General features: G+C 69.4%; 12 protein-coding genes, 2 tRNA genes and 1 pseudogene. 2 read left to right on the forward strand and 13 right to left on the reverse strand.

What is annotated here, in order from left to right; translation table 11 throughout:
- Positions 1-21 precede the first annotated feature (21 nt).
- Both G4D85_RS50930 and G4D85_RS50935 read left to right on the forward strand, forming a co-directional pair.
- Positions 22-408, forward strand: a pseudogene (locus G4D85_RS50930) (tyrosine-type recombinase/integrase); the annotation flags it as partial.
- 110 nt (positions 409-518) lie between these two features.
- Positions 519-911 carry a tyrosine-type recombinase/integrase gene (locus G4D85_RS50935; RefSeq protein ID WP_164019956.1) on the forward strand — a complete coding sequence of 131 codons (393 nt, stop codon included), beginning with the start codon at positions 519-521 and terminating at the stop codon, positions 909-911.
- Here the strand turns inward: G4D85_RS50935 and G4D85_RS42265 are convergent.
- From G4D85_RS42265 to G4D85_RS42325, 13 genes are all read right to left on the reverse strand, one after another.
- Positions 890-966, reverse strand: a tRNA-Pro gene (locus G4D85_RS42265). The two genes, G4D85_RS50935 and G4D85_RS42265, sit on opposite strands and share 22 nt — an antisense overlap.
- A gap of 95 nt (positions 967-1,061) precedes the next feature.
- Positions 1,062-1,451, reverse strand: coding sequence for an integration host factor subunit alpha (locus G4D85_RS42270; RefSeq protein ID WP_164019957.1), 390 nt, complete (start codon positions 1,449-1,451; stop codon positions 1,062-1,064).
- Between the two features lie 93 nt (positions 1,452-1,544).
- Positions 1,545-3,956, reverse strand: a complete 2,412-nt coding sequence (pheT, locus tag G4D85_RS42275) for a phenylalanine--tRNA ligase subunit beta (protein WP_164019958.1) — start codon at positions 3,954-3,956, stop codon at positions 1,545-1,547.
- Between the two features lie 67 nt (positions 3,957-4,023).
- Complete coding sequence (gene pheS / locus G4D85_RS42280; RefSeq protein WP_164019959.1) at positions 4,024-5,073, reverse strand: phenylalanine--tRNA ligase subunit alpha; 1,050 nt, start codon at positions 5,071-5,073, stop codon at positions 4,024-4,026.
- 161 nt (positions 5,074-5,234) lie between these two features.
- Positions 5,235-5,582 (reverse strand): 50S ribosomal protein L20, encoded by a 348-nt coding sequence (gene rplT, locus G4D85_RS42285; protein ID WP_164019960.1) that lies wholly within the window; start codon positions 5,580-5,582, stop codon positions 5,235-5,237.
- A gap of 89 nt (positions 5,583-5,671) precedes the next feature.
- Entirely contained in the window at positions 5,672-5,878 is a 207-nt protein-coding gene (rpmI, locus tag G4D85_RS42290; protein WP_164019961.1) for a 50S ribosomal protein L35, read from the reverse strand.
- A 340-nt stretch (positions 5,879-6,218) separates the two neighbouring features.
- Positions 6,219-8,147 (reverse strand): threonine--tRNA ligase, encoded by a 1,929-nt coding sequence (gene thrS / locus G4D85_RS42295; RefSeq protein ID WP_164019962.1) that lies wholly within the window; start codon positions 8,145-8,147, stop codon positions 6,219-6,221.
- 77 nt (positions 8,148-8,224) lie between these two features.
- Positions 8,225-8,296 (reverse strand) — tRNA-Val (locus G4D85_RS42300).
- A 67-nt stretch (positions 8,297-8,363) separates the two neighbouring features.
- Positions 8,364-9,050, reverse strand: a complete 687-nt coding sequence (locus G4D85_RS42305) for a uracil-DNA glycosylase (protein WP_164019963.1) — start codon at positions 9,048-9,050, stop codon at positions 8,364-8,366.
- Positions 9,051-9,081: 31 nt separating this feature from the next.
- A complete protein-coding gene (locus tag G4D85_RS42310) occupies positions 9,082-10,185 on the reverse strand; it encodes an AI-2E family transporter (RefSeq protein WP_205525951.1) in 1,104 nt (367 codons plus the stop codon).
- A gap of 201 nt (positions 10,186-10,386) precedes the next feature.
- Positions 10,387-11,145 carry a FecR family protein gene (locus tag G4D85_RS42315; RefSeq protein ID WP_164019965.1) on the reverse strand — a complete coding sequence of 253 codons (759 nt, stop codon included), beginning with the start codon at positions 11,143-11,145 and terminating at the stop codon, positions 10,387-10,389.
- A complete protein-coding gene (locus tag G4D85_RS42320; protein ID WP_164019966.1) occupies positions 11,145-11,504 on the reverse strand; it encodes a PEGA domain-containing protein in 360 nt (119 codons plus the stop codon). The genes G4D85_RS42315 and G4D85_RS42320 overlap by 1 nt, the downstream gene beginning before the upstream one ends.
- Positions 11,504-12,730, reverse strand: coding sequence for a flagellar assembly protein T N-terminal domain-containing protein (locus G4D85_RS42325; RefSeq protein WP_164019967.1), 1,227 nt, complete (start codon positions 12,728-12,730; stop codon positions 11,504-11,506). Before G4D85_RS42325 ends, G4D85_RS42320 begins: the two co-directional genes overlap by 1 nt.
- Between the last annotated feature and the right edge of the window lie 19 nt (positions 12,731-12,749).

Here is a 12,749-nt window from a genome sequence, read left to right on the forward strand (position 1 = left end):
ACCTCAGGCGTCCACCGGTCCATGTGCGCTCCTGCCGTGTCCTCGGACCTACCTGCGCACTCTCTGGGCCGACGTCGATCCCCTGTCCCTTGCCTGCTCCCTCGCCCTAACCTGATCGGCGCTCTAGAGCGTCGCTGGCGCCCGCTGTTCGCCACGGCGGTCTACACCGGGAGGCGCAAGGGCGAGCTGCTGGCGCTCCGCAAGTCGGACGTGGACCTCACGGCGGGCACCCTCGTGGTGGCCCGGTCGCACGCGGGCGACACGACGAAGGGCGGTCACGCGGACCTGCTTCCCGTTGCAGAGGGACTGGTGCTCTTTCGGCGCAAGGCCATGGCCACGTCCACCTCGGAGCTGCTGTTTCCCGCCAAGGATGGCTCGCAGCGTTCCGCGGACACCGCGCTGCACAAGGTGTTGCGCCGGGCCCTGGGACGCGCGGGGCTGGTGGAGGCCTACAACCACGTCTGCCGGCGCAAGGGCTGCAGCTACACGGTGAAGAAGAGCCACACCGTCCCCGAACCGTGCCCCCGCTGCGGCATGAGGCTCTGGCCCAAGCCGCTGCCCGCTCGCTGCGCTTCCACGACCCGCGGCACACGACCGCTACCCTGCTGCTCAAGGCGGGCGTCCCGCTGGCCACCGTGCAGCGCATCCTCCGCCACTCGGCCCCGGCCATCACCTCGAAGGTGTACGGCCACCTCGGCGTGGAGGACATGCGCAAGGGGCTCAACCGTCTCGCGTTCGGGCCTGCGGTTCCGGGCCCCGCCGAGGCCCTGCGTGCCGCTGGCGCCGAGCCCACTCCGCTTGCTGCTAGTTTGCTGCAGGACCCCGGGAGCCCGCAAAGTCGAAGGCCCTGGAATCCTCAGCTTTCGCTGAGAACTCCAGGGCCTTCAGTTGGTCGGGGCGACAGGATTTGAACCTGCGACCACTTGCACCCCAAGCAAGTGCGCTACCAGGCTGCGCTACGCCCCGGCACTGCTGCTGCCACCGTCGTGAAACGGTGCGCGCCCTTATGCCCCCACATGACGGTCAGGTCAAGCAAGAGCAGCACGGCGCCGTGGGAAAACTCACGCTTCCGAGTCTTCCATTCCCTCTTCGTCGAAGTCCTCGCCCCGGGCTTCCGCCGCGTCCGCCGCCGCCTCTTCGCGCGCGTCGATCTCCGCGTGGTTCTCCGGCACCGCCTCGCCGTTCAGCGCGCTCTTCAGCACCTGGCTCGGCCGGAAGGTCAGCACCCGACGGGCCGAGATCTCGATCTCCTTGCCGGTCTGCGGATTGCGGCCCACGCGCGCCTTCTTCTGACGCACCTGGAAGTTGCCGAACCCGGAGATCTTGATCTTGTCCCCGCGCTCCAGCGTCTCCTTCAGGGTGTCGAACACGAGCTCCACGATCTCGGCCGACTCCTTCTTCGAGAAGCCGACCTTCTCGTAGACGCCCTCGATGATGTCCGCCTTCGTCATGCGATTCCTCGGGATGCCCTCGGTGCGATGAACGCGAAGGCACTGTTGCAGCCTTCCCGGAGACGTGTCAACCCTCTGACTTCATTCAGGAATTCAGGCGCGCAGCGCGGCACCCAGCCGCTGCTTCACCTGCTCGACGATGCGCTGGTGCGCCTCGCTGACCTCCACGTCGGTCAGCGTCCGCTCGGGCGAGCGGTAGCGCAACGCGTACGCCAGGTTCTTCTGCCCCTCGGGGATGGGCTTGCCCGTGTACACGTCGAACACCTGCGCCTCCTCGACCAGCGGCTTCCCCACCTCCAGGATGACCCGCCGCACCTCGTCGTTCGCCAGCTCCACCGGCACCACCACCGCCAGATCTCTCAGCACCGCCGGGAACCGAGGCAGCGGCTGATACGCCGGCACCAGCCGCGCCGCCGCGTACAGCGGCTCCGTGTCCAACTCGAAGGCGAACACCCCCTCTGGCAGTCCCAGTGCCTTCACCACGCGCGGGTGCAGCTCGCCCACGTGTCCCAGCACCGTGCCGTCCGCCGTCTTCACCTGCGCGCAGGCACGCGGGTGGTACGCCGCATGCTCGGCCGGCGAGAAGGTGACGCCCTCCACTCGCAGCGCCGCCAGCACCCCTTCCACCGCGCCCTTCGCGTCGTAGAAGTCGGCCCGCGCGTCCTTCTGCGTCCAGCTCCGGCCACCGCGCAGGCCCCACACCAGGCCGCCCACGCGGTGCACCTCGCGCGCCGCGGGCCGCTGTCCCTGGCCACCCTCGGCGTCCCGGAAGTACGCCCGGCCCGTCTCGTAGATGGCCACCGACTCCACCTGGTGCCGCACGCTGCGGGACAAGTTCTCCAGCAGGCCCGGCAGCAGGCTGGTGCGCATCACCGACTGCTCCGCGCTCAGCGGGTTGAGCAGCGCCACCGCCGGCTCCTTCCCACCCAGCACCTCCAGGTTCTTCGGCGCGACGAACGAGTAGTTCACCACCTCGTCCATCCCCGCACCCGCCAGCGCGGACCGCATCCGCCGCTCCGCCTCCGCGTGCGCGGGCTCCGGCGCCAGCTCGGCCAGACCGCGAGGCAGCTTCGCCGGGATGTTGTCGTAGCCGAAGACGCGGGCGACCTCCTCCAGCAGGTCCTCCTCGCGCTCCACGTCCACGCGCGCCCGGGGCACCTCGTACGTCACCTGCCCCGTCCCCTCCTCCACCGCCTTGAAGCCCAGCGCCGCGAGGATGCGCCGCACCTCCGGCTCCGCCACCGCCACGCCCAGCACCTTCTCCACCCGGGCGAAGCGCAGCGTCACCTTCCGCGGCGGCTTCGGCGCCGGGTACACGTCCACGCGCCCTGGAGCCACGGTGCCGCCGGACAGCTCCGCGATGAGCTGCGCCGCGCGGTCAATCGCAGGCACCACCGCGTCCAGGTCCGCCCCGCGCTCGAAGCGGTGCGACGCCTCCGTGTGCAGCACGTGCCGCTTCGCCGTCCGCCGCACGCCCGAGCCCTGGAAGTTCGCCGACTCCAGCACCAGCCGCTTCGTCCCCGGCGTCACCTCGCTGTCCCCGCCGCCCATCACGCCCGCGAGCGCCTGCGCCTGCTTCCCGTCCGCGATGACCAGGTCATCCGCGTCCAGCGTGCGCTCCTTGCCGTCCAGCGTGGTCAGCTTCTCGCCCTTGGCCGCCGTGCGGACGACGATTTCCTGCCCGCCCAGCTTGTCCAGATCGAACGCGTGCAGCGGCTGGCCGTACTCCAGATTCACGTAGTTGGTGACGTCCACCACGTTGTTGATGGCGCGCACGCCGCACGCCTTCAGCCGGTCCTGCATCCACTGGGGAGAGGGCTGGATGGTGACGTTCTCCACCACGCGCGCCACGTACCTCGGGCAGCGCTCCGGCGCGTCCACGCGCACCTTCACCTGCGCGGACGCGGGCGTGCCGGACTCCGAGGGCTTCGGCTGGGGCACCTTCAGCGCGGCCCCTGTCACCACGCCCACCTCGCGCGCCACGCCCAGGTGACTGAGCGCGTCCGGCCGGTTCGGCGTGACGTTCACCTCCAGCACCACGTCATCCAGCCCCAGCGCCTCGGCGATGGGCGTGCCCGCCTTCAGGTCCGCCGGCAGGATGAGCAGGCCGCTGGACTCCTCGCTCAGCCCCAGCTCCTTGGACGAGCAGAGCATGCCGGAGCTGTCCACGCCGCGCAGCGCCGCCTGTTTGATCTCCATGCCGTTGGGCAGCTTCGTGCCCACCGTGGCCAGCGGCACCTTGTCGCCGACCTTGTAGTTCTTCGCGCCGCACACCACCTGCACGAGCGCCGTCCCGCCGATGTCCACCTGCGTGACGGACAGCTTGTCCGCGTTGGGGTGCTGCACGGACTCCTTGATCTGCGCCACCACCACGCCGCGCAGGCCCTCGGCAGGACGCTCCTGCCCCTCAATCTCCAGGCCCGCGGCGGTCAGCTTGCGCGCCAGCTCGTCCACCGACGGCGGCAGCGCCACGTAATCGCCCAGCCACTTCACCGAAATCTTCACAGGTCCACCCTCTTGCCTACCGGCTGGAACACGGAGGCCCGGGCCACGGCCCGAGCCCCCACGGGACTCAGAACTGCTCGAGGAAGCGCGCGTCGTTCTCGAACATCATCCGCAGGTCGTCGATGCGGTAGCGCAGCATGGCGATGCGCTCCACGCCCATGCCGAACGCGTAGCCCGTCACCTCGCCCGGGTCATACCCCGCCGAGGTGAAGACGTTGGGGTGCACCATGCCGCTGCCCAGCACCTCCAGCCACCCCGTCTGCTTGCACACCCGGCAGCCCTTCCCGCCGCACGAGGTGCAGGAGATGTCCACCTCCGCGGAGGGCTCGGTGAACGGGAAGAAGGACGGGCGGAAGCGCGTGCGCGTGTCCGAGCCGAAGAACGCCTTCACGAACGCGTCCAGCGAGCCCTTCAGCTCGGCGAACGTCACGTCCTTGTCCACCAGCAGGCCTTCCACCTGGTGGAACATCGGCGTGTGGGTGATGTCCGAGTCGCGCCGGTACACCCGCCCCGGCATCACCGCGCGGATGGGCGGCTTGCGGTTGAGCATGTACCGCACCTGCACCGGCGACGTGTGCGTGCGCAGCAGCACCGGGCTGTCGGACTTCTTCGCGTGGCCCAGCGAGGACTCCTCCACGTAGAAGGTGTCCTGCATGTCCCGCGCGGGGTGGTCCTTCGGCAGGTTCAGCGCCTCGAAGTTGAAGTAGTCCAGCTCGATTTCCGGGCCACTGGCCACGTCGAAGCCGAGCCGCGCGAAGGTGCGGACGATTTCCTCCATCGTCCGGGACACCGGGTGCCGGCTGCCCGGCGCCACCGTCCGCCCCGGCAGCGTCACGTCCAGGCCGGGGCCCTTCAGCTGCGCCTCCAGCGCCGCGTCCTCCGCGCGCTGCACCGCCTCCGCGAGCAGCTTCTCCAGCTCCGCCTTGACGGTGTTCGCCACCTCGCCCAGCGCCCGCCGCTCGTCCGGGGGCAGCTTGCCCATGCCGCCCAGCACTCCGGACAGCTCGCCCTTCTTGCCCAGGTAACGGACCCGAAGCGCCTCCACCGCGGACACCTCGGACGCGACGCCGATCTCCCGCCGCGCGGCCTCCGCCAGCGCCAGCAACCGATCTCGCATGGACTTCCGCCTCCGTTCCAACGCCCCGTGAGCCCATGGGCTCGGGGCAAAAAAAAGGGCCGCCCTGGAAGAGGCAGCCCGTTCACTCACCCGGAAGGGGCGAAGGCCGGGGCCTCCGCTCCACCCGTTCTGTCACCAGCCCTACCGGGCCGGTGCTTGTCTCAGGCCGCCTTCGCGATGTTGGCGACGGCCGCAAACCCGGACGGGTCCGCGATGGCCATGTCGGACAGGACCTTGCGGTCCAGGCCGATGCCCGCCTTGCTCAGGCCGGCGATCAGCTTCGAATAGGAGAGCCCCACCGTACGGGCGGCCGCGTTGATGCGGACGATCCACAGGCGACGGAAGTCCCGCTTGCGCTGCATGCGGTCGCGGCTGGCGTAGTCCAGCGCCCGCTCAACGGCCTGGTTGGCGCGCTTGTAGCAGTTCTTCCGACGGCCGCGGTAACCCTTGGCCAGCTTCAAAATCCTATTGCGACGGCGACGAGCCTTTACACCCTTTTTGACGCGCATGACTTACTCCCGACTGCGTAGTTTGAAGCCTCCCGACGAAGGCATACCGCCCCACCAACGAGGCCACGCGAACTGCGTACTTCCGACTCTCAAGCCCCGTAGGGGAACAGCTCCTTGATGACCTTCTTCGCGTCCATATCGCGGAGATGGCCGGTGCCGCGGTTGCCGCGCTTCTGCTTCGGCGTCTTCGCGTGCGTGAAGAGGTGCTTGCCGAAGGCCTTGCCGTGCTTCACCTTCCCGCTCTTCTTCACCTGGAACCGCTTCTTCGCACCACTGCGGGTCTTCAACTTCGGCATCGTCCTGATCCTTCCTCACTCAGTGCCGTCAGCGTGCGGCTTCGGGCGTTGTCCATCCGGGCCGCAGCAAGAGCCGCCAGCCTGTACCACTATTTCGTCCCGCCGGGTGGGGAAGCTGTCGCCTCGGTAGCGACAACCGCCTGGGAGGCCATGGCCCCTCAGGTCGTCCCCCACCCTGCCCTCCGGCCGGGCGACTCGCGCCCTCCGGCCTCACCCCGTCCACCCACCCCGTTCCAGGCACGCTCCGGCAGGAGAATCCTCAGAAAGCGCGGCACGATATCCAGGAGGGACGGGGAGTCAAGACCCGTCCGCAACTTGCGTGCCGCCGCTGACGGAACCCCTACGGGAGGGCCCCCTCCTTCGCCAGGAGGGCCTCGAAGTCCTCCAACTTCATGGACTTCAGGTCCTCGCCCCCGTACCGGCGCGGCGCCACGCCCTCCGCGGAGACTTCGTTGTCGCCCACCACCAGGGTGAAGGGCACCTTCTGGAGCTGCGCCTCGCGAATCTTCGCGTTGAGCGTCATGCCGCGCTCGTCGAACTCCACCCGGTAGCCCTTGGCCCGGAGGGTGTCGCGCACCTTGCGGGCGTAGTCCGCCTGCCGGTCCGCCACGGTGACGAGCACTGCCTGCACCGGCGCCAGCCACGCGGGGAAGGCCCCCGCGAAGTGCTCGATGAGGATGGCGGTGAACCGCTCGAAGGAGCCGAAGATGGCGCGGTGGAGCACCACCGGTCGGTGCGGGGCGTTGTCCTCGCCGATGTAGGTGAGGTCGAAGCGCTCCGGGGCCAGGTAGTCCAGCTGCATGGTGCCCAGCTGCCAGCGGCGGCCGATGCTGTCCGACACCGCGAAGTCGATCTTCGGGCCGTAGAAGGCGCCGTCGCCCGGGGCCAGCTCGTACTCGAGGTTCAGCGACTCCAGCGCCGCCTTGAGGCCCTCCTCGGCGCGGTCCCACAGCGAGTCGTCACCCAGCCGCTGCTCGGGGCGCGTGGACAGCTTCACCGCGTAGGTGAGCCCCACCGCCTTGTAGACACGGTCCAACAGCTTCACGAAGCGCCGCACCTCGTCGGTGATCTGGCTCTCCATGCAGTAGATGTGCGCGTCGTCCTGGGCGAACTGGCGCACGCGGGTGAGGCCGCCGAGCGCGCCCGCCGCCTCGTTGCGGTGCAGCACGTCCTGCGTGTGGAAGCGCAGGGGCAAGTCCCGGTAGCTGTGCTTCTTGAAGCCGTAGAACAGGTGGTGCGACGGGCAGTTCATCGGCTTGAGGGAGAAGTCGTGCTCGCCGGACTCGCTGTCGAGCACCAGGAACATGTTCTCCTTGTACTTGCCCCAGTGGCCGCTGGTCTCCCAGAGCCCCTTGTTGAACATCAGGGGCGTCTTGATCTCCACGTAGCCATCCTCGGCGGTGAGGTGGCGCATCCAGTCGGAGAGCGTCTGGTAGAGCGCGGTGCCCTTGGGCGTCCAGAAGGCGGCGCCCGGCGCGTACGGGTGGAAGTGGAAGAGGTCCAGCTCCTTGCCCAGCTTGCGGTGGTCACGCTTCTTCGACTCTTCAATCCGCGTCAGGTACTCCGTCAGCGCCTTCTTGTCGAAGAAGGCCGTGCCGTAGACGCGCTGGAGCATCGGGTTGCGGTGGTCGCCGCGCCAGTAGGCGCCGCTGGACGAGAGGATCTTGATGACGCCGATCTTCCCGGTGCTCGGGGCGTGGGGCCCCAGGCAGAAGTCCACCCAGTCGCCGTGCGTGTAGAGGGTGAGCGTCTTGGCGCCCTTGGCGGCGATGTCCTTGACGATCTCCACCTTGAACTTCTCGCCCTTCTCCTCGAAGAGGCGCACCGCCTCGTCCATGGAGATTTCAGTGCGGACGAAGGGCATGTCCTGCTTCAGCTCGGCGTTGGCCGCGGCTTCAATCTTCTCCAGCTCCTCCGGCGTGAAGGGCTTCTCGCGGAAGAAGTCGTAGTAGAAGCCCTCCTCCGTCGCGGGACCGATGGTCACCTGCGTGCCGGGGAAGAGGTGCTGCACGGCGCTGGCCACCACGTGGGCGGCGTCGTGGCGGATGAGCTCCAGGGACTCGGGGCTCTTCGGCGTGAAGATCTGGAGCTTCGCGTCCTCTTCCAGCTTCCGGGCCAGGTCCACGTCCTGGCCGTTGACGCGGGCGAAGAGGGCGGCCTTCGCCAGGCCCGCACCGATGCTCTCACGCACGAAGTCCGCGATGGTGGTACCCCGGGCGGTCTGCTTCTGGCTGCCGTCGGGGAGGGTCACCGTGATCATTTCGGACATGCGAGACCTCAGGAAAAACTGCGGGCGGCAGGCTCTTGAGAAGCCATGCCGCCCGCTGGATGAAACCTCTACTGTGTTGGGTCGTAGTGGGATCGAACCACTGACCCCTACCGTGTCAAGGTAGTGCTCTACCGCTGAGCTAACGACCCGTCGTGCTGTTGCGCGGCGGGAATAGCAGCGGGCTCCCGCGGCTGTCAAGGAAACACCGCGAGGCCCTCACGTCTTCCCGTCCAACAGTGCGTGGACCCGGTTCATGACCGCGTCGAACATGGCCGGGGTGAGCCGGCCCGTCTGCGTGTTCTGCTGGCTGACGTGGTAGCAGCCCATGAGCGTCCGCCCGCCCGGCAGCGCCACCTCCGCCCCATGGCCGAAGGCCGGCCGGGGCGAACCGAGGGACACCCCGGTCCGCTCCAAGGAGGCGAGCGCGGCGTTCCAGCCGATGGCCCCCAGCGCGAGCAGCACCCGGGCGGGCAGCAGGGCCATCTCCCGGTCCAGGAACGGAGCGCAGCGGGCCAGCTCCTCGGGCAGGGGCTTGTTGTCCGGCGGAGCGCAGCGGGCCGCGGCCACGATGAAGGCGTCCTTCAAGGTGAGCCCGTCGTCCCGGTGCTCGCTCCTTGGCTGGTTGGCGAACCCGGCGCGGTGCAGCCCGGCGAACAGGAAGTCCCCCGAGCGGTCCCCGGTGAACATCCTCCCCGTCCGGTTGGCCCCATGCGCCGCCGGCGCCAGCCCCACGATGACCAGCCGTGCCCAGGGGTCGCCAAAGCCCGGCACCGGCCGCCCCCAGTAGTTCCAGTCGCGGTAGGCCCGGCGCTTCACCCGGGCCACCTCCTCGCGCCACTCCACCAGTCGCGGACAGGCCGTGCACGCGACAATCTCCCTGTGCAGCTTCTCCAGCTTCGTCACTCCGGGCTCCCGTGGCCTCCTGCCCTCCGCCTCACGGTGGGGGGGCCGTCCCCGTATATAGCGACGTGCGCCGGTAGCGCTGCACCACCACGCGCAGCACCACCTTGAGGATGGCCGCCACCGGCACCGCCAGGAGGATGCCCACGAAGCCGAACAGCTCGCCGAACGCGAGGATGGCGATGATGACGGCCACCGGCGCCAGGCCCACCTTCTCCCCGACGATGCGCGGGGTGATGACGAGCCCCTCCAGCAGCTGCCCGATGACGAAGGTGCCCGCCACCACCGCGAGCTGCCAGGGCCCCTGCCACGACAGCGCCAACCCCACCAGCGACAGCAGGATGCCCACGCCCGTGCCCAGGTACGGCACCATGTTGCCAAAGCCGGCAATCACGCCGATGACGATGGCCATGTCGATACGCCCGGCCGACAGCCCGGCCGCGTAGATGACCGACAGCACCGCGCCCACGGTGAGCTGCCCGCGCACGAAGGCGGAGAGCACCTCGTCCACCTCCGCGAAGCGACGGGCCACCAGCGCCACGGTGCGCCGGGGCAGCAGGTCCTTCACCATGCTCGTCAGCCGCGGGTAATCCTGCAGGAAGAAGAAGGCCAGCACCGGCACCACCGAGAGGCCCAGCAGCGTGGCCACGAAGCGCGCCGTGTTGCCCGCGAAGCTGGCGAGGATCTTCGCCGCCGCGGGGCCCGCGCTCTGCGCCAGGTCCGACGCCTGCTGCCCCAGCTCCGCGGTGCGCTGTCGCACCAGGTCCGGCAGCGAGCGGCCCACGAGCGCCTCCACGCGGGGCACCACCTGCGTGCTCCCCCGGCGGAAGAAGTCCGGCAGCTTCGCCGCCTCCTCGCGGAACACCGGCACCAGGTACAGCACCGCCCCCGCCATCAGCAGCGTGCCGCCGACGAAGACGATGGTCGTCCCCCACGTCCGGTCCAGCCCCCGCTTCTCCAGGGCCGTCACCAGGGGGTTGAAGATGTAGGCCCCCGCCAGCGCCAGCAGCACCGGCACCGCCACCCCGCCGAACACGGAGAGCAGCGCGAACACCAACCCCAGCGAGCCCACCATCACCGCGGACCACCACAGGTCGATGCGCCGCGCTTCCACCTCGGACAGCCCGACCTCCGCCAGCGGTGGCGGGTCGGCAGGGCCTCTCAGCGGTGGAGCGCTTGACGGCCCGGTCGCTCCCGGGACGGCGGCGGACGCCTTCGGGGTCGCGACCGCGTGGAGCACCGGGGCGGGCGGAGCGGAAGCGCTGGCGGCGGGGGCTACCGCGGCGCGGGCACTGGGTTTCCTGCGGCGTCCGATGGCGTTCTCCTCTTCTGATCCGGGCTACGGCCTCTTCAAGCCGCGATTGCTCTGGATGAAAGCACCGAATGCGTCGTCGCGTCGCTTCGTGTCCAGGTCCGTCACCGGGCCTACTCGCTCGCCGACCTCGATCTGCTTGTTCTTCCGCAGGTCGCGGACGATTTCCTCCCACTCCTCCACCGTGACTTCCCGGGGGCCGGGGACCTCCTTGCGCTCGCCGGGCCTGGGCGCCGTCACTGGGGGGGCCTTGGCCTTCGGCACGCGAACCGCCACCTTCACCAGCCCCGAATACACCTGCACCACGGTGCTCGGCGAGAGCGCGCCGGAGCTGACGGGCGGCGCCACGTCCACGCGCAGGGTGGTGCCTCGCACGCCCGCCACCGCCCGGTCCGTCTTCACCTCGAACTTCGCCTCCGAGCCGGACAGCGCCTTCTTCACCTCCGCCCACACCTTGCCCAGCTTGAGGTAGCCCACGAAGCCCTTGCGCTCCTGGCCCGCGAACTCCGCCTCGGTGATGACCAGGTGGCTGTCCGCGCTCAGCAGCAACACGCTGCCGTCATTGAGGAGCAGCTTCACGCCGGACTCCGACTCCACCTCCAGCGTGTCCTTCTGTTCGATTTCCACGTCGGGCGTGAGCGGCTGCCGCTCGGCGCCCTCGGGGGTGCGCCAGGCCGTCCCCTGCACCGTCACCACGCGGCCCACCGCCGCCGCCGCGAGCCCCGGCGCGCACAGCAGCACCAGCGCCGCCACCACCGCCGTCGGAAACCACCTGTCCCGTCGCATCACGGAGCACCTCCGCCAGGGGCCACCGCGGACCGGAGCTGGATGGTCAGCCTCGCCCGGGCTCCGCTGGGCTCGTAGTACGTCGTGTACGGCCAGAAGCCCTGCTTCTTCACTTCGATTTGGTGCAGCCCCGCGCCAACCCGGAGCGACTTCGGCGAGCCCGTGAAGTCGCTGCACAGCCCTTGGAGGACGCCGTCCAGGTACACCTCCGCGTCCTCCGGCTCGCAGCGCAGCGCCAGGTTCCCGCTCGGCGTCTCGGCACCCGCCATCAGCGCGCGCGCCTTCGCCACGGACTCCGGCTCCTGGCGTCCCGCACACCCGGACGCCGCTACCGCCACCGCCAGCCAGACTGCCCTCATCAGCGAGCCAACGTCAGCTCGACGGTGTTGCTCGTCACACCCGTCACACTGGCCTTCGTCGCGGCCTTCGCGCCGAACGCCTCCGTCAGCTTCTGCTGGAAGCCCGCTTCACCCAGCGCCTCGGCCAGCGCCTCCGTGCTGCCCAGGTAGCGCAGGTCGAACTGAATCTGGCCCTTCTGGAAGTTGCCCTGCTTCACGTCGCTGACGCCGGTGAGGGTCCGCGACAGCACGTCCTTGAACGCCTTCACCGCCTTGAAGTCCGCCAGCCCCTGCACCGTCATCACCACCGAGGTGCCGCGCTGCTCGGACTGGGCGAGGTAGTCGACCACCGCCTGGCGCACGCCAGCGACGACCTTCTTCCCCCGGTACTGCGCAATCTCCGTCGCGGTGTGCTGGTACGACACGAGGGGACTCACCTTCGTGCCCCGGCCCTCCACCCCGCTGTCGAACTTGTCCGCCATCCGGGTGAGCTGCGTCCCCGAGTCCGTCGCGAAGACCGCCAGCTCCCAGCTGCCCGTCACCGCGTAGTAGTGGCCGTAGCCCGTCAACGCCGCGCCCGGGGTCTGCGTCATCTTCTGCTGCTGGAACGTCACGGTGCCGTAGATGACGTAGTCCGCCTCCGTCAGCTTCTGGATGACCTTCGTGTCCGGAGTGGTCAACGAGACGCCCGGGGCCACCTCCAGCTTCCCGGAAGCGAAGGACGGGTCGATGATCCGCCAGCCATCCTTCTGGAACGTCTGGGTGAGCACCTGCGACAACACGCCACTGCTGACGATGACGTTGTCCGGGCTGATGGCCTGCTCGTTCAGGACGATGAGCAGCCGGCTGTTGCTCATGCGCTGGATCAGCGCCTGTACGGCCCGCAGGTCCTTGTCGAGCTCGGCAGTGCCCACCTCGGCGCGGACCTTCACCTTCACCACCCCGCCCTCCTCCTTGCGCTCCAGCACCTCGTGCGTCCGCACGTAGCCGGCGCTCTGGGTGAAGATGCGGTCACTCAGGAGCTGGCTGTTGGCCGTGAGCGTGTCCGAGGACACCAGCACCCCGGCCACCTGCTCCACCGCCTCGCGAAGGGCAGCGCGCTTCGCCTCGGAGAAGGCCCTGTCCCGGTTGCCGTCGACGATGGCCGCCTCACCCTGGACTTCCTTCGTCACGGTGGCGGGCTGCGGGGCCGCGGCGAGCGTCACCGACGCCAGCAGCAGGGACAGCGCGGTCAGCTTCAAGGACATGGGCGGACCCTCCTGGAGG

The organism is Pyxidicoccus trucidator (assembly GCF_010894435.1).
Taxonomy (GTDB): domain Bacteria; phylum Myxococcota; class Myxococcia; order Myxococcales; family Myxococcaceae; genus Myxococcus; species Myxococcus trucidator.